The sequence below is a fragment of the Achromobacter sp. ACM05 genome, from assembly GCF_019218915.1.
Classification (GTDB): Bacteria; Pseudomonadota; Gammaproteobacteria; order Burkholderiales; family Burkholderiaceae_B; genus Achromobacter; species Achromobacter animicus.
The window spans coordinates 1,567,096-1,591,197 of record NZ_JAHUWQ010000002.1 but is presented as its reverse complement, the minus strand read 5'-3'; the positions used below and the strand labels follow the sequence as shown (position 1 = coordinate 1,591,197).

Annotated in this window: 19 protein-coding genes and 1 riboswitch; of the genes, 9 read left to right on the top strand and 10 right to left on the bottom strand. The window is 65.8% G+C overall.

Annotated features, from left to right (window positions below):
• Window positions 1-36: 36 nt before the first annotated feature.
• Window positions 37-855, top strand: coding sequence for a TatD family hydrolase (locus tag KW836_RS18195; RefSeq protein ID WP_218344244.1), 819 nt, complete (start codon window positions 37-39; stop codon window positions 853-855).
• 79 nt (window positions 856-934) lie between these two features.
• Here KW836_RS18195 and KW836_RS18190 read toward each other — a convergent pair whose 3' ends face one another.
• Both KW836_RS18190 and KW836_RS18185 read right to left on the bottom strand, forming a co-directional pair.
• On the bottom strand, window positions 935-2,356 hold the full coding sequence (locus KW836_RS18190) for an ATP-binding protein (RefSeq protein ID WP_218344243.1): 1,422 nt from the start codon (window positions 2,354-2,356) through the stop codon (window positions 935-937).
• Window positions 2,356-3,069 carry a response regulator transcription factor gene (locus KW836_RS18185; protein ID WP_175138330.1) on the bottom strand — a complete coding sequence of 238 codons (714 nt, stop codon included), beginning with the start codon at window positions 3,067-3,069 and terminating at the stop codon, window positions 2,356-2,358. Before KW836_RS18185 ends, KW836_RS18190 begins: the two co-directional genes overlap by 1 nt.
• A 210-nt stretch (window positions 3,070-3,279) precedes the next feature.
• On the opposite strand from KW836_RS18185, the gene KW836_RS18180 reads away from it, so the two are divergent.
• From KW836_RS18180 to KW836_RS18160, 5 genes are all read left to right on the top strand, one after another.
• Window positions 3,280-5,301, top strand: a complete 2,022-nt coding sequence (locus KW836_RS18180) for a ligand-gated channel protein (RefSeq protein ID WP_218344242.1) — start codon at window positions 3,280-3,282, stop codon at window positions 5,299-5,301.
• A 44-nt stretch (window positions 5,302-5,345) separates the two neighbouring features.
• The gene (locus tag KW836_RS18175; protein ID WP_218344241.1) at window positions 5,346-6,296 is read left to right on the top strand and encodes a siderophore ABC transporter substrate-binding protein; all 951 of its coding nucleotides are present in this window, start codon (window positions 5,346-5,348) and stop codon (window positions 6,294-6,296) included.
• Between the two features lie 28 nt (window positions 6,297-6,324).
• Window positions 6,325-7,317: an iron chelate uptake ABC transporter family permease subunit gene (locus KW836_RS18170; RefSeq protein WP_218344240.1), complete on the top strand. Its 993-nt coding sequence runs from the start codon at window positions 6,325-6,327 to the stop codon at window positions 7,315-7,317.
• A 94-nt stretch (window positions 7,318-7,411) separates the two neighbouring features.
• The gene (locus KW836_RS18165) at window positions 7,412-8,296 is read left to right on the top strand and encodes an iron chelate uptake ABC transporter family permease subunit (protein WP_239216558.1); all 885 of its coding nucleotides are present in this window, start codon (window positions 7,412-7,414) and stop codon (window positions 8,294-8,296) included.
• On the top strand, window positions 8,293-9,051 hold the full coding sequence (locus KW836_RS18160) for an ABC transporter ATP-binding protein (RefSeq protein WP_175138326.1): 759 nt from the start codon (window positions 8,293-8,295) through the stop codon (window positions 9,049-9,051). The genes KW836_RS18165 and KW836_RS18160 overlap by 4 nt, the downstream gene beginning before the upstream one ends.
• A gap of 42 nt (window positions 9,052-9,093) precedes the next feature.
• On the opposite strand, the gene KW836_RS18155 is transcribed toward KW836_RS18160, so the two are convergent.
• Window positions 9,094-11,214: a 5'-nucleotidase C-terminal domain-containing protein gene (locus KW836_RS18155; RefSeq protein ID WP_218344239.1), complete on the bottom strand. Its 2,121-nt coding sequence runs from the start codon at window positions 11,212-11,214 to the stop codon at window positions 9,094-9,096.
• 74 nt (window positions 11,215-11,288) lie between these two features.
• The gene (thiM, locus tag KW836_RS18150; protein WP_218344238.1) at window positions 11,289-12,104 is read right to left on the bottom strand and encodes a hydroxyethylthiazole kinase; all 816 of its coding nucleotides are present in this window, start codon (window positions 12,102-12,104) and stop codon (window positions 11,289-11,291) included.
• A 31-nt stretch (window positions 12,105-12,135) separates the two neighbouring features.
• Window positions 12,136-12,268: riboswitch (TPP riboswitch) on the bottom strand.
• Between the two features lie 193 nt (window positions 12,269-12,461).
• Between thiM and KW836_RS18145 the strand changes: the two genes are divergently transcribed.
• Entirely contained in the window at window positions 12,462-13,097 is a 636-nt protein-coding gene (locus KW836_RS18145) for a glycoside hydrolase family 19 protein (RefSeq protein ID WP_218344237.1), read from the top strand.
• Window positions 13,098-13,346: 249 nt separating this feature from the next.
• Here the strand turns inward: KW836_RS18145 and KW836_RS18140 are convergent, their stop codons facing one another.
• Complete coding sequence (locus KW836_RS18140; protein WP_175138322.1) at window positions 13,347-13,796, bottom strand: PA2169 family four-helix-bundle protein; 450 nt, start codon at window positions 13,794-13,796, stop codon at window positions 13,347-13,349.
• Window positions 13,797-14,028: 232 nt separating this feature from the next.
• Here KW836_RS18140 and KW836_RS18135 point away from each other — a divergent pair, with 232 nt between their 5' ends.
• On the top strand, window positions 14,029-16,443 hold the full coding sequence (locus KW836_RS18135) for a DNA internalization-related competence protein ComEC/Rec2 (RefSeq protein ID WP_218344320.1): 2,415 nt from the start codon (window positions 14,029-14,031) through the stop codon (window positions 16,441-16,443).
• 138 nt (window positions 16,444-16,581) lie between these two features.
• On the opposite strand, the gene KW836_RS18130 is transcribed toward KW836_RS18135, so the two are convergent.
• The 5 genes from KW836_RS18130 to KW836_RS18110 all read right to left on the bottom strand — a co-directional run bounded on the left by KW836_RS18130 (window position 16,582) and on the right by KW836_RS18110 (window position 22,798).
• Window positions 16,582-17,979: a four-carbon acid sugar kinase family protein gene (locus tag KW836_RS18130; protein WP_218344236.1), complete on the bottom strand. Its 1,398-nt coding sequence runs from the start codon at window positions 17,977-17,979 to the stop codon at window positions 16,582-16,584.
• Window positions 17,976-19,253 carry a ribulose-bisphosphate carboxylase large subunit family protein gene (locus KW836_RS18125; protein ID WP_218344235.1) on the bottom strand — a complete coding sequence of 426 codons (1,278 nt, stop codon included), beginning with the start codon at window positions 19,251-19,253 and terminating at the stop codon, window positions 17,976-17,978. The genes KW836_RS18130 and KW836_RS18125 overlap by 4 nt, the downstream gene beginning before the upstream one ends.
• A 24-nt stretch (window positions 19,254-19,277) precedes the next feature.
• Window positions 19,278-19,817 carry a VOC family protein gene (locus KW836_RS18120; protein ID WP_218344234.1) on the bottom strand — a complete coding sequence of 180 codons (540 nt, stop codon included), beginning with the start codon at window positions 19,815-19,817 and terminating at the stop codon, window positions 19,278-19,280.
• Between the two features lie 66 nt (window positions 19,818-19,883).
• The gene (locus KW836_RS18115; RefSeq protein ID WP_175121126.1) at window positions 19,884-21,764 is read right to left on the bottom strand and encodes a TRAP transporter large permease subunit; all 1,881 of its coding nucleotides are present in this window, start codon (window positions 21,762-21,764) and stop codon (window positions 19,884-19,886) included.
• Window positions 21,765-21,775: 11 nt separating this feature from the next.
• A complete protein-coding gene (locus KW836_RS18110; protein ID WP_105239374.1) occupies window positions 21,776-22,798 on the bottom strand; it encodes a TRAP transporter substrate-binding protein in 1,023 nt (340 codons plus the stop codon).
• A 112-nt stretch (window positions 22,799-22,910) separates the two neighbouring features.
• On the opposite strand from KW836_RS18110, the gene KW836_RS18105 reads away from it, so the two are divergent.
• Window positions 22,911-23,972 carry a LacI family DNA-binding transcriptional regulator gene (locus KW836_RS18105; RefSeq protein WP_218344233.1) on the top strand — a complete coding sequence of 354 codons (1,062 nt, stop codon included), beginning with the start codon at window positions 22,911-22,913 and terminating at the stop codon, window positions 23,970-23,972.
• Window positions 23,973-24,102: the final 130 nt, after the last annotated feature.

The window sequence follows — 24,102 nt, the reverse complement described above, 5'->3', positions numbered from 1 at the left end:
CGCGGGGCGGATAATCCGCATAAGGAGGACACGCCCATGCTCATCGACACCCATTGCCATCTGGACGCCGCTGAATTCGATGCCGATCGCACCGAGGTCGCGGACCACGCCGCCCATGCGGACGTCCAGGCCATCGTGATCCCTGCCATCGAGCGGGCCAACTTCGCGGTCGTACGCGACCTGGCCGCCAGCATCGCCGGCGGCGCGTATGCGCTGGGCATCCACCCGCTGTACGTCGCGCGCGCCGACGACGGCGATCTGGACGTGCTGCGACAGACCATCAAGGAATCCCTGGGCGATCCGCGCTTTGTCGCCATCGGCGAAATCGGGCTGGACTTCTTCGTGCCGGAGATCGCGTCCGGCCCGCCGCGCGAACGCCAGGAACGGTTCTACGCTGCGCAACTGGACATGGCCGTCGAGTTTGGCCTGCCCGTGCTGCTACACGTGCGTAAATCCCAGGACATCTTGCTGAAGTACCTGCGCCGCCATCCGCGCATCGGCGGCATCGCGCACGCGTTCAATGGCAGCGCGCAGCAGGCGCAGGCCTTCATCGACCATGGCTTTGCGCTGGGAATGGGCGGCGCGATGACGTTCGAGCGGGCGCTGCAGATTCGCCGCCACGCGGTGGATGTCGGGCTGGAGCATCTGGTGCTGGAGACCGACGCGCCGGACATTCCGCCCGCCTGGCTGCATGAACCCGATCGGCGCAATCGTCCCGGCGAACTGGCGCGCATTGCGCAGGTGCTGGCGGATCTGCGCGGCATCACGCCGGCGCAGGTGGCGCACGCCACCACCGCGAACGCGATGCGGGTGTTGCCGAGGTTGCCGGCAGCGATACTGGCCGACGCGGATTGACCAGTCGGAATTCGTGGCATTGAGTTCGGGTTATGGGAACACCGTCATCACGTTCTGATGCGGCACGCCGTTCGTGGCGTCACCCCGCAGCAGGGCGCGCCGCGGTGGCCGATAGCAGCGGCAGGTCCATGCGCACGCTCAAGCCATGCGGGGCGACGTTGCGGGCCGATATCGATCCTTTGTGCGCGGCGATCGCGGCCTGCGCGATGGAAAGACCCAGTCCCGCGCCGCCGCCTGGCGTGTTGGCGGCGCTGGCAGAGCCCGCGCGATAGAACGGTTCAAATAGCGACGCCAGCTCCTGCGTGGCGACACCCGGGCCGCGGTCTTCGATCTCCAGGCTGGCTTCGCTGGCGCTGGTCAGAAGCCGCACACGGATGACGCTGTGCGCAGGCGCAAAGCGCAGGGCGTTGCGCAGCACGTTTTCGATGGCGCTGGCCAGGCTGGCGCGGTCGCCGGCGATGAGGATCGGCGCGGGCGTGTCCCAATCGATCTGCAGATGCCGCCCCTCGGCCTCATAGCGCGCATCATCCACGACGCCGGCCACCACGTCCGACAGGTCCAGCGGATCGGTCGGCACGGGCAACGCACCCACGCGGGCAAGCCGCAGCGTGTTGCCCACCAGGGCGTCCAGCCGCTCGCATTCGCGTTCGATGCGGTCAAGCTGCAGATCCCGGCGTTCGTCGTTGCGCCGCGCCAGTTCGGAAGCCAGGCGCAGGCGCGCAAGCGGTGACCGGAGTTCATGCGCCACGTTGTGCAGCAGTTGTTCGCGCGTATCGACCAGCGCTTTCAGACGCACGGCCATCGCGTTGAAGTCGCGCGCCAGCAGGCCAAGTTCGTCCTGGCGCGTGGCGAGCTTCGGCGGTGTTTGTGTATCCAGTTGCCCAGCCGCCAAGGCGTGCGTAGTCTCGCGCAATTGCGCCAGCGGCGCGGTGATGTGGCGCGTCAATGCCCAGCAGAAGGGCGCAGTCACCGCCAGCGCGAACAGCAGCAGCGCCAGCGCAACGGGCGACAGCGCCAGCACCTCCCAGCGCGACGAGTCGAACGGCAGGAACAGCATCAGCAGTTCCGAGCCGTCCGGCAGGACCAGGATCTGCGGCTCCCACCACGACACGCGTTCACCTGCGGGATCCGCCGGCACATAGTCGGACTGCGGCGACCGGTCAGGCGCGGCGCGGTACGCCACCAGCCAGTCATACAGACGCGTGGGCAGGCGCCGGCCCAGGATGTCCTGGTCCTGCGGGTCCATGACATAGATCTTCAGCGCCGAGTAGTTGTCGTCCATGGCGCGGACCCAACGTTCCAGGCCTTCCGCGCCCTGCGTGCGCGCAACCTGCGCGGCGTCGCGCGTGAGGTTGCCGGGATTCAGGCCATCCAGCGAATTGAAGCGGTACCAGGCCACCGACGCCGTCAGCACCATGCCGCAGACCAGGATGACCGCCATGGCGCCCCAGAACGTCAGGAACGCGCGCCAGAAGAGCGAACGGGCGGGCAGCAACGTCATCACGCAGCGCCCGCCAGCACGTAGCCCAAGCCGCGCAGATTGCGGATGGACAGCGTGTCGGCGTGTTGATCCAGGCGCAGCTTCTTGCGCAGGCTGCTGATGTGCGTGTCGATGCTGCGGTCGTAGCGGTCGGGGGCTCGGCCCAGCGCGTACAGGCCGATCTGGTCGCGCGCGATCACCTGGCCGGGCGTGCGCATCAGGATTTCCAGGATGCGCTGTTCGGCGCCGGTCAGCATCACTTCGTCGGCGCCCATGCGCGCGCGGCCGGTGGCCGGGTCCAGCGACAGGGCGCCCAGGCTCAGCGAAGGACTGGCAGGGACGGGCGTTTCTTCAAAGCGGCGCAGCACGGCCGTGACGCGGGCCTTGAGTTCACGCGGGCTGAAGGGCTTGGCCAGGTAATCGTCGGCGCCGAACTCCAGACCCAGCACGCGGTCGGTCTCGCCGCCGTGCGCGGTGAACATGATGACCGGGCGGCGAGAGCGCTGGCGATAGTGCTTGAGCAGGTCCAGCCCATTGCCGTCGGGCAGCATCAGATCAAGCAGCACCAGGTCGAAATCGTCCTGCGCCAGCAAGGACAAGCCTTGCGAGCCGGTATGCGCCAGCGTCAGCTGGCATTGATGGGGTTCCAGGTATTCGCGCAGCATCTGCGCCAGCTCGACGTCGTCGTCGATCAGCAGGATGCGGCGCGCCACCGCTGAATGAGTGAAAGGCATGCGTGTTGGGCGTCGAGCATCCGGCAGTTTGGCCGAACGCTGCGCGCCGGAGTGTCAAGAAATGCAAAGAAGATAAAAGTTGCGGAAAGCGTGTTGCGGCGTGCTGCAAGCCCCAATTCTAATATGAGAATGGTTTTCATTAATAAGTGGGAGCCGGGTAGTGCGGCGCGTGGGGCGCAGTGCAAACCGGGGACGGGAGAAGTTGGAATCATGAGCAGGAAAGATCTGGCCGCCGGCCAGCGCATCGCCGCGTCGCGCACGCAACTGGCCGCCGCCTTGTGCGCCGCGGGTTTTGGCCTGGGGCCGTCCGCCGTCTGGGCGCAGGCCGCGGACGCCACCACGACGATGGACACGGTGGTCGTTACGGCCAGCGGTTTCGAGCAACGCGTCCAGGATGCGCCGGCCTCGATCAGCGTCATCACGCGTGAAGATCTGGACAAGAAGTTCTACCGCGACTTGAACGACGCGCTGGTGGAAGTGCCGGGTGTCATCGTCACGGGCGGTGGCGATCGCCAGGACATCAGCCTGCGCGGCATGGGGCCGAAGTACACGCTGATCCTGATCGACGGCAAGCGCCAGAGCTCGCGCGAAACCCGCACCAACTCGGACTCCACGGGCGTGGAGGGCGGCTGGACGCCGCCGCTGTCGGCCATCGAGCGCATTGAGGTGGTGCGCGGTCCGATGTCGTCGCTGTACGGGTCTGACGCCATGGGCGGGGTGATCAACATCATCACGCGCAAAGTCCCCGACGAATGGCACGGCGAAATCCGCATGGATACGACGATCCAGGAGAGCAGCAAGTCAGGCGACATCTACCAGGGCAACTTCTACTTGGCCGGCCCGATCAAGAACGACCTGCTGGGCCTGCAGATCTACGGCCAGGCCACGCAGCGCGACGAAGACAACATCTATAACGGCTACCGCAAGCGCAACGCCGAAAGCGTGACCGCCAAGCTGGCGCTTACGCCCAACCGCGATCACGACATCGTGCTGGAAGCGACCACGATGCGCCAGAAGTTCCAGGACACCCTGGGCAAGACGGTCGAGCCGCTGCCGCCTGGCACGGCCTGCCCGCGCACGGGCTGCCCCGCGTCGTCCGAAACCGATTACCGCAGCAGCAAGTGGGCGTTGTCGCACACCGGCCGCTGGGGTTGGGGCGTGTCCGACAGCTATGTGCAGCAGGAAGAGTTCGACAACCGCTCTCGCCAGATGAAGATCAAGAATCTGGACCTGCAGACCAGCTGGTCGCTGCCGCTGGGTTCGCACATGCTGACGCTGGGCGGCAGCTATTTGAACCAGCGCCTGCATGACCAGAACGGCAACCAGTTGGAGGGCGGCCCCAACAAGGTGGAACGGTATCAATGGGCCTTGTTTGCCGAAGACGAATGGCGCCTGACCGAAAGCTTTGCCGTCACGACCGGCCTGCGCATGGACGAGGACGAGAATTTCGGCAGCCACTTCAGCCCCCGCCTGTACGGCGTGTGGCACATGGCCGAACGCTGGACCCTGAAGGGCGGCGTGTCCACCGGCTTCCGTGCGCCGGACCTGCGCCAGACCGTGGCCGGCTGGGGCCAGACCAGCCGCGGCGGGAACATGTACGGCAACCCGGACCTGACGCCCGAAAAGTCGGTGACGCAGGAAATCGGCCTGCTGTATGACGACGGCGAAGGCATGAGCGCCGGCGTCACGCTGTTCAACAACGACTTCAAGGACAAGATCACCCGCGTGGCTTGCCCCTTGTCGCAGTGCACGGACGGTCCCAATCAATTCGGTTCGGACCCCACCACGTACATGAACGTGGACAAGGCCGTGTCGCGCGGCGTGGAAGCCAGCCTGAAGCTGCCGCTGGCCGCCGACTGGTCGATGACCAGCAGCTATACGTTCACGAAGTCCGAGCAGGAGTCCGGCCAGTACAAGGGCGAGCCGCTGAATCAGTTGCCCAAGCATCTGTTCACGACCACGGTCAATTGGCAGCCGTCCGACGCGCTGCAGGCGTGGGCGCGCGTGAACTTCCGCGGCCGCGAAAGCCAGCCCACCACGGGCCCGTCGTCGGACGCGCTGGTCGCGCCGTCCTACACGTTCGTGGACCTGGGCGGTTCGTACGCCGTCAACAAGACCGTGTCGGTGTATGCCGGCATCTACAACCTGTTCGACAAGCAGGTCGCCTACGACGACTTCGGCTATGTCGAAGACGGCCGCCGTTACTGGCTGGGCGTGGGCGTGAAGTTCTGAATTATGACGGGGCGCCGTTGGCGCCCCAATACAGAGAGGTTTGCATGAACAATGGAAAACAGGCGGGCGCCGCCCGCCGCTGGGCAACCCGGGCCGGCGTGGCGCTGGCACTGAGCGCCGCGGCCGCCGTGAGCGCCGCGCAGTCCACCACGCCGGTCAAGCACGCACGCGGCGAAACCGCCGTGCCGGCCAATCCGTCCAAGACGATCGTGCTGGATCTGGCCGTGCTGGACACCCTGCACACGCTCGGCGTGGACCCCATCGGCGTGCCCAGCGCCGCCAAGCTGCCGCCGCAGCTCAGCCAGTTCGCCGACAAGCGGTATCTGAAGGCGGGCACGATGTTCGAGCCCAACTACGAAGTCATCCACGCCGCTGCGCCGCAAGTCATCTTCGTGGCCGGCCGCTCCGCGCCCAAGTACGACGAGCTGTCCAAGATTGCGCCGACCGTGGATTTGACGGTAGACGCCAAGGATCTGGTCGGCAGCGTCCGGCGCAACACCGAAACGCTGGCCGCGCTGTACGGCAAAGAAGGCGTGGCCAAGGAGAAGCTGGCCGCGCTGGACGCGTCCATCGCGTCGCTGAAAGGCAAGGCCGCCAACGCCGGCACCGCGTTGATCGTGCTGACGACCGGAGGCAAGATGAGCGCCTACGGCCCGGGCTCGCGCTTTGGCGTGATCCACGACGCCTTCGGCGTGAAGCCCGCAGCGACGGGCCTGAACGTGTCCAACCACGGCCAGGCGATTTCGTTCGAGTTCATTGCCCAGACCGATCCGGACTGGCTGTTCGTGATCGACCGCGACGCCGCCATCGGCCGTGAAGGCGTGTCGGCGCAGCGCATGCTGGACAACGAACTGGTGCGTCCCACCAAGGCGTGGAAGAACCAGCGCGTGGTCTACCTGAACGGCTTCAACTGGTATCTGCTCGGCAGCGCGGGCCTGACGGCCATGCACCAGAACGTGGATCAGATCGCCGCGGCGTTGTCGCAAGGAAAGTAAGCAGCATGCAAGACGGGAAGGGCTGCCGGTGAACTGGCGGCGCGCAATCAGCGGGTGGGGTGGTCTGACGGCCGTGGTGGTGGTGTTGCTGCTGTTGTGCGTGGCCAGCATCAGCCTGGGCGCGGGCCAGATGCATTGGGCCGCGCTATGGAACGGCGGCGAAGAGGGCGAGCGCGCGTGGCGGTTGCTGCTGGTCAGCCGCGTCCCGCGCACCCTTGCCCTGCTGCTGGCAGGCACGGCGCTGGCCGTCGCCGGTCTCATCATGCAGATGCTGGTGCGCAACCGGTTTGTTGAGCCCACGACGGCCGGCACCGTCGAATCCGCCACTCTCGGCATCCTGGTCGTCACCTTGCTGGCGCCCGATACGTCCGTGATCGGCAAGATGCTGACGGCTACGGGTTTTGCGCTGGCGGGCACCTTGCTGTTTCTGGCGCTATTGCGCCGCGTGCCGCTGCGCACGCCATTCATCGTGCCGCTGATCGGATTGATCCTGAGCGGCGTGATCCAGGCGGTCACCACCTTCATGGCTTACCGCTTCGACCTGTTGCAGTCCCTGCATGCGTGGACCACCGGCGACTTCTCCGGCGTGCTGCGCGGCAGGTATGAACTGCTGTGGATCGGCTTTGCGCTGGCGTGCGCCGCGTATGCCGCCGCCGACCGTTATACGGTGGCGGGCATGGGCCGCGAGTTCGCGTCCAACCTGGGACTGAACCATGCGCGGCTGACGCTGGTCGGCCTGTTGATCGTTTCCGCCATCTCGGCTGTCGTTGTCGTAACGGCAGGCAGCATTCCGTTCCTGGGCCTCATCGTGCCCAATGCCGTCAGCCTGGTGCTGGGCGACAACATGCGACGCGCCATTCCTTGGGTGGCATTGCTGGGCGGCGTGTTCGTGCTGGCCTGCGACATCATCGGCCGGCTGGTCATCCACCCTTACGAGATTCCCATCGGCACCGTGGTGGGCGTGCTGGGCAGCATCCTGTTCCTGTGGCTGCTGCGCACGCGGAGGAACCGCCTTGGCTGAAATCGCCTCGACTTCCCGCATAGCTCCGCGCCCGCCGCAGACATGGCGTCTTACCGCGCTGGGCGCCGGTGCGCTGCTCTGCATCGTTGCCTTCATGACGCTGGGCGCAAATGGCCAGTGGTCGTTCGTCATTCCCTTTCGCGGCGGCAAGCTGCTGGCCATGCTGCTGGTGGCGTATGCGGTGGCGGTGTCGTCCGTGCTGTTTCAGACCATCACGCATAACCGCATCCTTACGCCCGCCATCATGGGCTTCGACGCCCTATACCTGCTGATCCAGGCCGTGGTGGTGTTCGGCTTCGGGCAGGCGGCGGCGACTGCCAATCATCCAGTCGCCGCATTCCTGCTGGAAGTGTGCGCGATGACGGCGTTCGCGTGCCTGCTGTTCCGCTGGCTGTTCTCCGACGCTGTGCGCAGCCTGCATTTGATGATGCTGGTGGGCATCATCTTCGGACTGCTGTTTCGCAGCCTGTCCAGCTTCGTGGTGCGGCTGATCGATCCGAATGAATTCCTGGTGCTGCAGGACCGCATGTTCGCCAGTTTCAATTCGGTGCGCGTGGAGTTGCTGCCAATCGCTTTCGGGGCGGTCTGCGCCGCGTCGCTTTTCGTCTGGCGCATGCGACGGCGCTACGACGTGCTGGCGCTGGGGCGCGATATGGCATTGAACCTGGGCGTGAACTATCGCCGCACGCTGATGGTGACCCTGGCGGCGATCGCGGTGCTGGTGTCCGTCTCGACGGCGCTGGTCGGTCCCGTGACGTTCTTTGGTCTGCTGGTCAGCAACCTGGCGTACCAAGCCATGGGATCGGACAGGCATCGGTACACGGTGCCGGCCGCGACGCTGCTCAGCGTCATCTTCCTGGTGGGCGGCCAGACGCTGTTGGAGCGCGTGCTGGGGCTGAACACCACGGTCAGCGTGGTGATTGAATTCGTGGGCGGCGTGATGTTTCTCGTCCTGATCTTGCGCAGGGGGCGCCGATGATAGAAATCCAGAACGTCAGCAAGCAGTACGGCGACAGCGTCGTGATCGACGATGTCAGCCTGGACCTGCCGGCCGGCGGCGTCACCGCCATCATCGGGCCGAACGGGGCGGGCAAGTCGACATTGCTGTCCATGGTGAGCCGGCTGCTGCCGATGAGCGCGGGCCGCGTGCTGGTGGAAGGCCTGGACGTCACGCGCGCCGACAGCCGGGAACTGGCGCGGCGCCTGGCCATCCTGCGCCAGGATAACCACCTGCCGCTGCGGCTGACGGTGAAAGACCTGGTGGCGTTTGGCCGCTACCCGCACACGGGCGGGCGGCTGACGATGGATGACAAGGTCCACATCGATCAGGCCATTGCGTACCTGAACCTGGAGCCGCTCGCGGACCGCTATCTGGACGAGATGTCCGGCGGCCAGCGCCAGCGCGCGTTCGTGGCGATGGTGCTGTGCCAGGACACGCGCTACGTGCTGCTGGACGAGCCCTTGAACAGCCTGGACATGAAGCATGCCGTCGCCATGATGGGCACCTTGCGGCGCGCGGCTGATGAACTGGGCAAGACGGTGGTGCTGGTGCTGCACGACATCAACTTTGCGTCCAGCTACGCGGACCGCATCGTGGCAATGCGGCAGGGGCGGATCGCCCGGCACGGCACGCCGGCGGAATTGATCCGGCCCGACGTGCTGAGCGATCTGTACGAACTGCCGATCGACGTGCATGAGATCGGCGGCAAGCGCATCTGCGTGTACTACCGCTGAGGCGGGGCGCCCCACTGCAGGGCGCCCGCCGGATCGAACCGCTTACTGCGTCAGATCGATCGCGTAACGCGACAGCTGCGTCACGGGATCGGGCGTGGCGTCAAACACCGACACGTTGGTCACGTCATGCGCCGTGGCCATCGCCAGCGTGCCCGGCACCGACGAAAACACCACCGGTCCGGCCAGCGAACTGACCTGCGCGAAACGCCAGCTGCGGTCCAGGCCGTAGGTGGCCAGGTCGAGCGTGGGGTTCTTCTTGATGTAGCTGATCAACACGTCGCGGCTGGCGTCCGGCGCCTGCAGCACGATGTCGCCCTTGCCACCGGCCAGACCGGGGAAGTCGCCGCCACCGCTGGCGCGGTAGTTGTTGGTCACCACCAGGAATTGCGCATTCAGATCCAGCGGTGCGCCGTTGTACGTCAGCGCCGTGATGCGCGAGCCCTTCGGCTTGGTCACGTCGATTTCATACTGCAGCGCATTGCCGGCCGCATACAGCACGTCGAAGTTGAACGTCGGAAAGCCGGTGTCGATCAGATCCTGCGGCGCGACCTGTGCGGGGTCGATCTGCTTGAACTGCTCGGCCGTCTTTTCCAGCCATTGGCGCACGATGTCGCCGCTGACCCGCACGACTTGCAGCGTGTTGGGGTACAGGTACAGGTCGGCCGCGTTGTTGATCGCGACGTTGCCTTGCTTCACATACGTGAAGTCGCCGGGACCGTTGCGCCCGCCCTTGAACGGCGCGGCGGCCGACAGGATCGGCAGACCGGCGTACGACGGGCTGTTTTTCGCGATGTAGTCCGTCAGGTAATCGATCTGCGCCATGTTCACGATCTGCAGCGCGGACACGTCGCCGGCCAACGCGTAGTACGTGGCCATGTCGAACTGGCTCTGGCCGATCGGCGTCTTCACGTAGTCGATCGTCGCGGCGTGCTCGGCTTGAACCAGCTGCTGTGCGGCCGCGTCGGGCGCCACGTAGGTCGCCGGCGTGGATCCGCTTTGCGCGGTCAGGCGCGTGGAGATGCGCTGCACCTGCGTCGCCTCCTTCTGCACCTTCCAGCCCTGGTCATACGCGAGCTTCAGCGTGATCTGGCCGAGGTTGTTGCCCCACTGGCCGGCCTGCACTGTCGGCACGCCATTGATCAGGCCCTTTGCCAGCTCGACACCGGGTTGCCCCGCGAACTGCGATTTCTCGTTCGTGTCGGGGAACAGCAGATGCTGGTGGCCCGTGATGAGCGCGTCGATGCCGGGCACCTGGCTGAGATACCCCGCGCCGTTCTCCATGTCGGGGCTGTAGGGCGTGGCCAGGTCGATGCCGCCGTGCGCCAGCGCCACCACCAGGTCCGCGCCCGCGGCCTTCATTTCCGGCACGTAGCGCGCCGCGGTCTCCTTCCAGCCCGTGACTTCCACGTGGCCTTCCAGATTCGCCTTGTCCCACTGCATGATGGGCGGCGGGGCGAAGCCGATCACGCCCACCTTGAGCGGCACGTCGATGGACTTGCCCGCGCTGTCGGTGGCGGTGAAGGTCTTTTCCAGCAGTACATAAGGTGTGAAGATCGGCTGCTTGGAGGCCGCCGAGACGACGTTGGCCGACACGAACGGGAACGCCGGCGCCGCGCAATCCTTGGCGCCCGCCGGGTTGGTCTGCGCCGTGCCCTTGGTGATGCCGGCCAGCCCGAAGTCCACATTGGTGATCTGCGATAAATAGGGCAGGCCGTAGTTGAACTCGTGATTGCCCATCGTGGCCGCGTCGTACGACAGCAGCTTCATCTGCTTGTAGATCGCGATCATGTCGGAACACTGCACCGGCGACACCAGCGCCTGGTAGTCCGACAGCGCCGTGCCCTGCACCGTGTCGCCGTTGTCCAGCAGCAGCGTATTCGGATACTGCTTGCGCGCATTGGCGATCAGCGTGGCCGTGCGGTCCATGCCGTAGCTCTTGTCTTCGGCAAGCTTGTAGTAGTCGTAACCCAGCACATTGGCGTGCAGGTCGGTCGTGCCCAGGATCGCGAGGTCCAGCGTCGTGCCTTGGGGCACGCTGGCCTGCGGCGGGGTCTCGGGCGCGGTGGTGTCGTCGTCATCGTCATCGCCGCCGCAGGCGGACAGGCCGGCCACCAGCGCAAAGCTGGCGGTCACTGCAAAGATCTTGCGTAGGTTTGGCTTCACCGTCTTTCCTCCGTGTTGAAGGGAGGAATTTTGGGGACGGTGTGTGACCTACCCGTGACATGCACGGGGTCAAATCAACGAAGCGGGGATTCGCGAGTCAGGCAATCCGCGTCCAGCGCCGCCAGCGCATCCAGGAACCGCCAGGCGAAAGAACCCGGCCCGTCGGCGTGCACCGCGGCGCGGTCGCCCGCGATGCCAAAGCACGACAGGGCGGCCACCGCCGCCACATAGGGATCGTCCTTCGATACGGCGGCAAAGGCCCCGACCACGGCGCTGAGCGCGCAGCCGGTGGCCGTCACGCGGGGCATCAGCGGCGAACCGCCCGCAATGCGCACCGCGCGCGTGCCGTCCGTGACGTAATCGACTTCGCCGGTGACCGCCACCACGGTCTTGCGGCGCGCGGCGATGTCGTAGGCTGACTGCTCGGCCTGCGCCACGGCGTCGCGGGCGTCCACGCCCTTGCCGGCGCTGTGGCCGCCGGCCAAGGCGATGATCTCGGATGCGTTGCCCCGGATGATGGCGGGTTCAAGGTCCAGCAGTTGTTGGATGGCATCGCGGCGAAAGGCGGTGGCGTGATGCGCCACGGGATCCAGGATCCAGGGGGTGCCGGCTTCTGCCGCGGCTTTCGCGGTCAACAGCATGCTGCGCAGCCAAGGCGAAGACAGCGTGCCGATGTTGATGACCACCGCGCCGGCAAAGCGGGCGAACTCGGGCGCCTCTTCCTCGGCATGCACCATGGCAGGCGACGCGCCGATGGCGAGCACCGCATTGGCCGCGTAGTTCATGGAGACGAAATTGGTCAGGCACTGCACCAGCGGCGCGTCGCGGCGGACGGCGGTGACAAGGTCCTGAGACTGGTGGGCGAGGGAATGCAGGTCGGGATGCGTCATGCCGGGCGGTCCTGGGGCGTGGGACGCGCATGCGGAGGCACACGCACCATCCCTACGCCAGCGTTATCTGGATCAGGTTCGACGGGTCGCCGTGCATCGCCTGCCATGGTGATGGCAGGCCAACGGATTCTCAGCTTCTTGGCGAAGCTCCCCGGGTGGATGGCGTATGTTCCCGGCGGAACCGGGGAGGTGTCAAGCGGCCAATTCGTGGCGGATCGCTTTGCATACTCAATTTGAGGTATTGGCGGGTGCTATGCCTGGTTCACAATCATTGACCCGCGTCTGATCGCCTTGATGAACGCACACGCGACGGTATCGGCGGGGCGCCATGACTCCCTATGCAAGCAGGTGACCGCCATGCTGAGTGCAGAACAACTCCAACGCATTTTTCCCAACTGCAAAGCCCCCGCTGCGTGGGCCGACGCATTGGCTCCCGCATTTCAGAAATACGAAATCGAAACGCCGGATCGCATCGCCAGCTTTCTGGCACAAACGGGGTATGAGTCGGGCCAGTACAACCGGATCGAGGAAAACCTCAATTACTCAACTGCCGCGCGGTTGACCAAGGTGTGGCCAAAGCGATTTCCCGATGAGGCGTCGGCCATACCGTATGTGAACAATCCGCAAGGACTGGCGAATCTGGTGTATGCGAACCGGATGGGCAATGGCGATGCGCAAAGCAACGACGGCTTCCGGTATCGGGGCAGGGGCATCATCCAGCTGACGGGGCGCAGCAATTACGACTCGGCCGGCGACGCCATGGGTGTCAATTTGCTTGAAACGCCCGAGTTACTGTCCGATCCGAGATGGGCTGCGCTGAGCGCCGGGTGGTATTGGCAGTCTCGCGGGCTGAATGAGTTGGCGGACGACCGTACGCATGACGATGACCTGGAGGATTTCGCCAGGATCACACGGCGGATCAATGGCGGGCTGGTGGGTCTGAAGGATCGTTTTGCGTTGTTCAAGCAGGTTTATGCCGAGCTGATGCGGTGAAGGCGCAGGTCCGCGTCGGAGCTTCGGATAGCCTTGTTCGGCGGCAGTCGGCACATCCGGAATCGTCAGATCGCGAGTGGCCAGCGTGACTAGGGTTTGCGAACGCATTGAAGAAACTGCACGTCATGCGCCGGCGCATTATTAGTCCGGCATGCTTACGCAGCCGAAGCCATGCAATACAACGCCCGCCCGGCGCAGGGTGCGACGGGCGGGCGGTTTCAATACCACGCGTATTGCAGCTTGAAGTGCTTACGTCGCGGCGCGGAAACGATTGCGCAGATCACGGATCTGGTCGTGGTTGCGCAGCACGCCCTGATATTGGCGTTCGACAACCGCGCGCACGTTGTCAGGCAGCGTTTCCTTGAGCGCCTTTTCGTAGTCCGCCTTGGCCACGTCCTCGCCTTTCTCGCATTCCTCGAGCAGCGTCAGGTCGGTGCGGCTGGATACCGCCGCCTTGATGTTGGTCCAGCCACGATGCATGGCGCCGGCCACCGTGCCGCTGTCCTCGGGCTCGCCGCCCAGTTGGGTCACCAGGGTTTGCAACTCCGTGGCGCCGGCCGCGCAGTCGCGCGAACGGTTGCGGAACAGCTCCTGCATCTCGGGCGCCTTGGCGTCTTCAGCGGCCGCGGCAAAGCCCTTTTCGCCGTTCTTCGACGTCTCGATCAGATTGTTCAGCACCTTGATTACATGTTCAGCCATGTTGGTCTCCTTGGTTTGGAAGGAACAGGCGGCGCAGGCCGCCTGGGAATTGGAGACTCAGCAAGTGGCGTGCCTGGGTGGGGTTGCGGATCAATCAGCGGGGTAAGGGTCTCGGCGCAGGCCTTGCGGTCAGCCGGGGTGGACAAACGCGTTCACTGCGCGATCAGCTGCGTTTCTGTCCCCCTAAGCTGTGGGCTTTCGGGAGGCCGACATCAACGGGCGATCAGTCTGTCTGGCATTCGTGGCGGGCGCTGCGTGGGTGCAGATTCTGCCTGCCCTGCCGCCGGCGTACGCGATGTGGATCCTCGCATGCGGTTGTGCAGGGGCGCTCTGGTTCACGTCGGGGGCGACGCGTCCCCTCGCGGCGACCGGGGCAGCGGTGATGGCGGGGTTGTTGGCGGGCGTGCTGAATGCCGCGCTGCAAGCACAGCATCGCCTTGACGATGCGCTGGCGGACGTTCACCAAAACGAGGTGTCGCGTCTAGTCTTGCGCGTGGTGGCGTTGCCGGACGGCGACGCGCAGCGTCAGCGCTTTCTGGCCGAACTGGCTGAGCCGGCACGATCGGGCATCCCGAATCGGATCCAGGTCACCTGGCAGGCGGGCGCCGGCGCCAACCAACGTGTGCCGCAGGTGCTGCCGGGGCAGGTCTGGCGGATGGCGCTGGTGCTGCGCAGACCGCATGGCCTGCTCAACCCGGCCGGACCCGACACGGAAGGGCGCATGTTTGCCAGCGGCGTGCGGGCAACCGGCACCGTGCGTGGACAACCTGTGTTGCTGGACGACCGGCCATGGGCGTCGCCCGGCATCGCAATTGAACGTGCGCGGCATCACGTGCGCGAAGGCATGCGTGCGGCGCTGGGCGCACATCGTTATGCGCCGGTGCTGATTGCATTGGCGATTGGCGATCAGGCTGGTGTGTCGCGCGACGACTGGCGGATATTCAACCGCAGCGGCATCACGCATCTCGTGTCGATCAGCGGCATGCATGTGACATCGATTGCGGGCATTGGCGGTCTGCTTGCGTCGGCGCTGTGGCGACGCTTGCGCTGGCGGGGAGTGGGAATGGCGGAGCGCATGCCGGCCCGCATCGCCGGCGGGGCGGTGGCCGCGTTGGTTGCGCTGTTGTATTGCCTGCTTGCGGGGTGGGGCGTGCCGGCGCGCCGCACGTTCTTCATGTTGCTAGTGGTGCTTGCGGCGGCGTTGTCTCGGCTGCCGTTGTCGGGCGATCGTGTGCTGGCGTGTGCAGCGGCAGCCGTCGTGGCGCTGGACCCGTGGGCGCCAATGGCAGCGGGCTTCTGGTTGTCGTTCGGCGCGGTGGCGGTGCTCTTGCGCATCGCAGCCGCGCCGATTGATGTCGACGCCGGCTGGCGCGCGCGCTGCGCGACGCGGCTGGGGCAGGCCGTGCGCGTGCAATTGCTGGTGACGATTGGGCTGATGCCGTTGCTGGCATATCTGGTGCATCAGGTGTCGCTGGGCTCGCCTTTGGCCAATGCCGTGGCCATACCCGTTGTGACCTTTATCGTGACGCCGCTGGCGTTGCTGTGCGCGGCGCTGTCGTGCCTGCCGGGTGCCGAGACGTTGGCGGCGTGGGCAGGGCAGGCAGGACTGCACACTTTCGACCTCACCATGGTGCCTGTGGCATGGGTGGGCAACGCAAGCTGGGCCAGCGTGCCGGTTGCGGCGGCTGGTTGGATGTGGCTGCTGCTGGCGGTCGCGGGCATGGCGTGGGCGTTGCAGGCACGCGGGTGGCCGGGGCGTCATCTGGGATGGGTCTGCATGTTGCCGTTGCTGTTCTGGCGGCCGGACAAGCCCGAACCCGGCTACTGGCGCATGAGCGCGATGGACGTGGGGCAGGGCAGCGCGATCCTGGTGGAGACGGCCAGCCAGTCGTTGTTGTTTGACGCCGGGCCGCGCAGCTATGGCGGCAGCGATGCGGGCGAACGGGTGGTCGCGCCATTCCTGCAGTCCCGGGGGATCGGACGGCTGGATGTGCTGGTGCTGTCGCACGCGGATATGGATCATGTTGGCGGCACGCGTGCGGTGCTGGCGGCGGTGCCGGTAGCGCGAAGTTATACGTCTTTCGATCTGCCGGCCTACGCGCGGCGGGACGCCCGCATGTGGCCGGACGTGGGCAACGCGCAGCCGGTCTTGCCCGATGAGATGGTGCGGTGCGAACGGGGAGGGAGCTGGGAGGCCGATGGGGTGATATTCACCTTCCTGCATCCGGGGCCGTCAGAACGCACAGGAAAGGCGGATGACCGCAATGCCGACAGTTGCGTGCTGCGCGTGGACGGCAAGGAGCATTCGCTGTTGCTGACGGGAGATGTTGGTGTGGCGCAGGAGCGGGCGCTGGTCGAACAGGGCCTCGCGGATGCCGACGTCGTCCTGGCGCCGCATCACGGTTCGTCGTCATCGTCCAGCCGTGAATTGGTGGCGGCGGCGCAGGCCAAACACGTCATCGCGCAGGCCGGGCACCTGAATCGGTTCAAGCATCCGGCGCGGGCGGTGGAGTTGCGGTGGATGCGCGCTGGCGGAAGGTTCTGGCGCAGCGACAAGGACGGGGCAGTGATGGCGGAAGCGACGCCGCGGGGGTTGACCGTGTGGGGCCAGCGGGAATCGGCGAAGCGGTACTGGTACGGCAGGTAGATATCGCATGCAAAGGTCGTCAGGGCATTCGCCATGCACCGAGTGCGCCGCGACGCGGCAGGTTGCGGGGCTCCCGTTTGACCGGGTTCCGCGGAAAGCGGGATCTTTCGCCAGCGAGCATAACGCGCTGGCAAGCGCCTAGCCGTTGCCCGCCGCCAACGCATCAAACAACCGATCTCCACCCATCTGTCCGCCCTTGAGCATCAGCTCCACGCCGTCGGTCACCGGATCGTCACTGCGCGCCACGCTGACGGTCACGCCGGGCGCCAGCACGCATCGGAACGCCAGTCCCCACAATCCCAAGGCGAGCGCCGCCTGGCTTGAGGTATCGCCCCCGGCGATGCCGATGCGGTTCAGCCGATGGCCATCTTTGGCGCTGGCGCGCACGATGTCCGCGGCCAGCTTGGCAGTGCCACGGGCGGTGGCGGCGGTTTGGTCAGCGTTGACCGTGCCGGTGGGCCTGTCGGTGTGCACGAGCACGTTGCGGCCTGCGGCCAGCGTGGCGGCGGCCAGAGCGACCTGTTGTGCGGCGTAGTCCGCATCGGAAAGCAAGCGCTCGACCTGCAGCGGTTGGCGCGTATAGCTTTCGCAAGCGGCGATCTGCCGGGCGGTGACCGGCGACAGGCTGCCCGCGACGACGAGCACTGGGCCGTTTGCGGGGCCAAGTGGGGTTGCCGGGGCGGCGCCTGAATGCTCAGCAGACCGTGCACGGGCCAGCGCCTGCTGAACACTGCTCGGGCCGACGGCCAACAGAGGGGCACGTGATGCGGCGCGTTGAATCAGGCGTCCGATCACGGCGAGCTGCGATTCATCCACCAGATCGAGGAGCAGCGGACCGTTTGCGCTTTCGGTGACCTCGTCAATCCATGCATCGAACGCCGTCGAGCTTGAAGCTGAATCCGCAGCCGAATTTCCAACCGAACCCGCAACTGAATTTGCAGCCCAATTCGCACCCAGCACCGAAGGATAAGCAACATGCGGCACCGACCGCACGCCCTCCAACCCCTGCGCCTCCAAATGCCGTCGCAAATCCGCCTCGTGCATCGGCGTGACAGGATGCACGCTCATCACGGGATGGCGATCGATGCGATGAATCTCCGGCGCAGACCCCGCGCGCGCAAAGAGGTTTCCAAAACTGCAATACCGGCCAATGCTGGGCTGCCCGCCAACGATCGGCACGATGGGGTTCGCAAAATGCCGGCGCAGCTCCCGCACTGCCACCCCGATGCTGCCAATATGCGGCGAACTGTCGAACGTCGAACAGCACTTGTAATGCAGCACGCGCGCGCCGGTGCTTGCCATGAACGCGCCAACCGCGCGCAGTTCCTCGACCATCTCCGCCGGGGCCATCCCACGCGCGGCGCCCGCGATGCCGATGGCATCCAATGGCCCGGCACGTTCCAGTTGCGAAGAAGAAGGCACGCCCAAAAACAGCAGGCTGCGCAGGCCCGCCCGGGCGACCTCGGCGAGCGTGTCAGTGGCGCCGGTGAAGTCGTCGCCATACCAGCACACCTGCGGCGCGGTGCCGCCAATCATGCGCGGCTTCCAAAAAACTCCAGCGCGCGCTGCAGCTCAGGCGCGTTGCGGGCGTAGTCTTCCAGCTGCTGGTTGTCCCGCACGGCGTGCCACGCCTGACGAATGCTTTGCACCCCTGCCGCCGGACCATCCGGATGCGCCAGAATGCCCCCGCCCGACATGAACAGCAGATCGTCGCTGCGCACGGCCGTCCAGGTCGCGGGCACCGTACCGGCCCACTGACCGGACGAGAAAGCAGGCATGACGGCGTCGTCGATCCCAGGGGTCAACGACGCCAGGCAATCGCGCGCCGAGTCGACGACTTCGCTGTCCTCCTGCGAAAACTTGCCTTGCAGACCATGCACGTGCATGTGGTCCACACCGGCCAGCCGCCACAGCGTCTGATACGCCTGGAATCCCATGCCCAGCAGCGGATGGCGCGATAGCGCGCCGAACCCATTGCGATGACCATGCAGCGCCAGCGGCGTGCTGCGGCGCAAAGTCTGGATGGCGGAATAGCCGCACCAGTTCAGGCTGGCCATGACGCAGGTGCCGCCTTCGCGTTCGATCAGTTCGGCGTGGCGGCGCATGGCGTCGGTTTCGTCGGTGATGTTGAACGCGACCATCACGTTGCGGCCGGTGCGTTCGCGGTGCGCGCGCACTACGGCCATCACGGCGGCGACGCGCTGGGCGAGCGGGGCGTGGGCCGGGTTGGCGCACACCTCGTCGTCTTTGATGAAGTCCACGCCGGCCGCGCAAAGCTGCGCCACCAGGTGCGCGGTCTGCTCGGGCGAGAGGCCGACGTTTGGCTTGATGATGGTGCCGACCAGCGGACCCTTGTCCACGCCGGTCAGCGCGCGGGTGCCGGCGATGCCGACCTGGGGCAGGTCGAATTGCGCGCGGTAGTTGGCGGGCAGCTCCATGCTTTCGAGCCGCAGGCCGGTGACTTCGCCCAGGTCGTACAGATTGCCGCCGACCGTGGCGGCCAGCGTGGGCAGGTTGGCGCCCACGTTGGCGACCGGAAATGCGATGCGAATCCGCGCGCGCTGGAATTTGCCGGGCATGCCGCCCGGCTGGCGCGCGAGATATGCATTGGGCAGGCTGGGCGTGTCGACCGTTTCCAGCGTTTCGATGGATTCGATCCGGGCGCGGGCGCGGGCGCGCAGTTCGTCCGTTTCGCCCTGCACGCGCGTGAAGGTGCCGCAGGACTGCTCGCCGGCCATGACCTCCGCAACCTTGGCGGGGTCGACGGGGGTCTCAATCAGGTAGGTGGCGGTAAACGATTGGGAATTCATGGTGGCGTGTGCGGCAGGGGTGTATCAGAGGCGGCTCAGGTCGGGGAAGGCGCGGACGGGGTCCTTGCCGTCCCAGTTCACCGAGCTTTCGCGGATCAGGCCGAAGAGGCGGCCTTTGGGGCCGGCCACTTCGGAGAGCTCGATGACGGTGCCGGGGTGGTATTCGGTGTCGAAGTAGATGAAGCGGCCTTTTTCGCCGACTTCACCGCTCATCTTGGGCTTGAAGCCTTGCGCCAACAGGCGTTCCAGGTCAGCGTCGTAGCTTTCGGTCCAGTAGGCGACGTGCTGCAGGCCGGTGCGGCCGGCTTGCAGGAAGTCTCGGTACATGGAGGGCACGTCGTTGCGGGTCTGGATCAGTTCGACCTGCACATAGCCGGAGTTGGCCAGGGCGACGGAGTTGTGCGGTTCATAGCCCTTGCCGTCGTATTGGTAATTGACGATGGGCACGCGCGGGTTGTAGTACCAGGGACCCACGCCGAGCTTGGTGCTCCAGTAGTCCATGGCGGCTTCGATGTCGTGCACGACATAACCGAGTTGGCGGATCTCGCCCAGGAAACGACTCATGTTGGATCTTTATAAAAGGGTGGCTGAGAGACGGGAAGGGCGCGGCCCGCAAGCGGCCGCGCCGCGTCACAGGAAACCGATGGAGAACCAGGGGAAGGCGGCGACGACGATCAGGCCGATCAGCAGCGCGCCGATATAGCCCCAGATCGGGCGGATGCCTTCGTTGGGATCGACGCGGCTGATGGCGCAGGCGCCGTAGTAGCCGACACCGAAGGGCGGTGCGAACAGGCCGATGCCCATGGCGAAGATCACGACCATCGCGTAATGGACTTCATGCACGCCGGCCTGCACCGCGATCGGGAACAGCAGCGGACCGAACAGCACGATGGCGGGGATGCCTTCCAGCACGCTGCCCAGGATGATGAAGGCCACGATGGAGACGGCCAGGAAGCCGTAGCTGCCGCCGGGCATGCCCGCCATCAGCTTGGCCAGATCGCCCGAGAAGCCCGATTGCGTCAACGCCCACGCCATCGCGGTGGCGCAGCCCACGATCAGCATGATGGCGCCGGACAGGGAGGCAGTCTCGATCAGCATGGGCTTGACACGCGCCCAGTCGAAGCAGCGGTAGATCACAAGGCCCACGACGACGGAATACACGATGCCGATGGTGGAGACCTCGGTGGCGGTGGCCACGCCTTCGACGACGGCGGCGCGGATCACGAACGGCAGGGCCACGGCGGGCAGCGCGATCATGAAGAAGCGGCCGATCTCTTTGAACGTGAAGCGCTGGACGAGGCTCAGATCTTCCTTGCGGTAGCGCCACCAGACGACGCCGCACAGGGCCAGGCCCAGCACGACGGCGGGCAGCAGGCCGCCCGTAAACAGCGCGGCGATCGACACGCCCGTCACCGAACCGATGGTGATGAGCACGATGGACGGCGGAATCGTCTCGGTCTGCGCGCCGGTGGCGGACAGCAAGGCGACCAGATCGCCAGGCTTGGCGCCGCGCTTTTTCATTTCGGGGAACAGCACGGGCGCGATGGCCGCCATGTCGGCGATCTTCGAGCCCGAGATACCGGAAACCAGGTACATGGCGCCGATCAGCACGTAGGACAGTCCGCCGCGCACGTGGCCGAGCAGGCTGGCCAGAAACTGGATCATGGCGCGCGCCATGCCTGTCATTTCGATCAGCGAGCCCAGGAAGATGAACAGCGGCACCGCGAGCAGCATCAGGTGCGACATGCCTTCGTCCAGCCGGCCCACCATGACGACCATCGGCGTGTTGGTGGTCAGCGCCAGGTACGAGAAGGTGGCCAGCGCGAACGAGAAGGCGATCGGCACGCCCGAAAACACGGTGGCGGCGACGATGCCTACGAAGAAGATCACCAGGTTCAGCTTGCCCAGTCCGGAGAACAGGGGCTGCGCGAGCCAGAACAGGCCGACGACAGCAGCAACGCCCGCCAGCGCCATCGCCACCTGCGGTAGCGGCTGCGTGCGCAAGAGGCGCAGCAGCGCAATGACGCCCATCAGGCCCATGCCAACCGGAATCGCCGAGGCACGCCACGCATTGCTCAGTTCCAGCGCCGGCGTGATGATGAAGTGTTCTTCATGCGCGTACTCGATGGCGGGCGCCAGGATCAGCACCAGGAACGCCAGCGACGCCGCAAGCGCTGCGGTTTCAAGCTGCGCGCGACGCGCCGGGCTGACGTTGTTCACCAGCGCCGTCATGCGCATGTGCTCGCCGCGCCGCAACGCCACGACGGCGCCCAGCATGGACAGCCAGAGGAACAGGATTGACGCCAGTTCGTCGGACCAGACCAGCGGGCTGTGGAACGCGTAGCGCGCCACCACGCCCGCAAACAGGACGAGGATCTCGACCAGCACGATGGCTGCGGCAACGTGTTCGACCACGGTGCCCAACACGCTGTCGAGCGCGCCGGCCGCCCGGCGCAGGGGATTGGCCGGCAGCGCGGGCGCCGCGGCGTGGGGAGCGGACAGGGAGGACATGGCGCGCGACCTCAGGCCAGCTTGCCGACGGACTGCTCCAGGAGGCCCCAGGCCTCATTGCCGAACCGGCCTTGCCATTCCTTGTAGAAGCCCGCGGTGCGCAGTTGTTCGCGGAAGCTGTCGGCGGACGGCTGGTTGAACACCAGGCCCTTGGATTCCAGGTCTGCCTGCACCGAGGCGTTGAGCTTCTTGATGTCTTCGCGCTGGGCCAGGCCGGCTTCGTTGATGCCGCGCGCCACAACCGTCTTCAGGTCGGCGGGCAGGCCTTCCCACATGCGGCCGTTGGCGATGAACCAGTAGCCGTCCCAGATGTGCTTGGTCAGCGAGCAGTACTTCTGCACTTCGTACAGTTTGGCGACCTGGATGATGGGCAGGGGGTTTTCTTGCGCGTCCACCACCTTGGTCTGCAGCGACGAGTAGACCTCGCTGAACTGCAGGCTGGCAGGCGCGGCGCCCAGGCCCTTGAACATGGAGATCGGCAGCGAGCTCACCGGCACGCGGATCTTCAGGCCGTCCATGTCGGCGGCCGTATTGACCGGACCCTTGCTGCTGGTGGTCTGGCGGAAACCGTTGTCCCACATCTTTTCAAAGGCGTAGAGCTTGCGCTGCGCGATGGCGGCGCGCACGTGGGCGCCCAGCGCGCCGTCCATGGCGTTCCAGACCTGGTCGTAGTCCTTGAATGCGAAACCGACGGCGTTGATGGCGGCCACCGGCACCAGCGTGGCGATCACCAGGGCGGACGGCGTGAAGAAGTCGATGCCGCCCGAGCGCACCTGGGCGAGCATGTCGGTGTCGCCGCCCAACTGATTGTTCGGGAAGATCTTGATGTCGACGCGGCCGTTGCTTTCCTTGAGGATGCGTTCGGCCGCTTCCTGGGCGCGGATGTTCAGCGGATGGGTCACCGGCAGGTTGTTGCCGTACTTGAGCGAGTAATCGGCGGCGCGGGCGATCAGCGGAAAGCCGGTGCCGGCGACGGCGAGGGCGGGAACCGCGCAAAGGCGGCGCAGGGCACTGCGGCGAGTAAGCAGCTTCATGGTTGTCTCCGTTGTCTTGCTTATGATGTTTTTTGATGTGCCACAAAACCGCCTTAGCCCTGCGGCACTGTGGACAATAGTGAATAGGCGCTATCATCGTCAAATCTTATTCATGATGGTTTTTGATGTGAATAGAAGTGCCTCCTCTCGTGGACTCGCCAAGCTGGCGGACGTGGCTGCCCGCGCGGGCGTGTCGACGGCCACGGCCGATCGCGTGCTCAATCGCCGGCCCGGCGTGCGCCCGGCCACGGCGCAAAAGGTCTTCAAGGCCGCCATCGAACTGGATTACCTGCCGGACGAAGAGGCGTACGCGGCCCCCGCGCCCGAGCCGATGCGGCTGGTGTTCCTGCTGCCGCGCGGCAGCAATCGCTATCTGCGCATGCTGGGCGATACCGTCAACTTTGCGCACGAGCACTTTGCGCCGTTAAATGCCAAGTGCCATGTCGAGTACGTGGAAAGCTTCAATCCCGATGCGCTGGCGCAGGCGCTGGCCAAACATGGCAAGCGGGCCGACGGAATTGCGTTCATGGCGCTGGAGCACCCCGTGGTGCGCGAAGCCGTGAACTCGCTGGCGCAGCAGGGCGTGCCGACGGTGACGCTGATCTCCGACATCGCCAACAGTGCGCGCACGGCTTACGTGGGGTTGGACAATCGGGCCGCCGGGCGCACGGCCGGCTATCTGATCGCGCGCTTTATCGGGATGCGCGCGGCGCATGTGGCGCTGATCGCGGGGTCGCGGCATTACCGCGCCCATGAAGAGCGGGAAAGCGGATTTCTGCAGCTCTACGCCGAACAATTCCAAGCCATGCAGGTGGTGGACTTGCGCGAAGGCTATGACGACGCGCAGCGCAACTACGAACAGACGCGGCAGTTGCTGGAGCAGTATCCGCAGCTTGCCGGGATTTACAACATCGGCGGCGCGTCAGATGGTGTGGCCCGCGCGCTGAAAGAAGCAGGGCAGCAGCACCGGGTTGTTTTCATCGGGCATGGACTGACGCCCGACACGCGTTCGCTGCTGATCGACGGCACGATGGACGCCGTGATCACGCAAAGCCCGATGGAAGCGCTGATGAGCTGCGTGCGCATTTTCAGCAATCTGCGGGATAAGCGCAGCGCGATGAATGGGGTGGAATTGGCGCGCAGCCAGGTGATATTCCGGGAGAACCTGCCGTAGGGGTGGGGGCGGGCGTATTATTTCGGCTATGGGCTCGCACCCAGTGCGGCAGCGGCGGGGCACGCCGCTGCCTACTTCAACGGATGGTTCCTCTACAACGGTTGCCCGGCGCTTGCCGGCGGACGGCCGT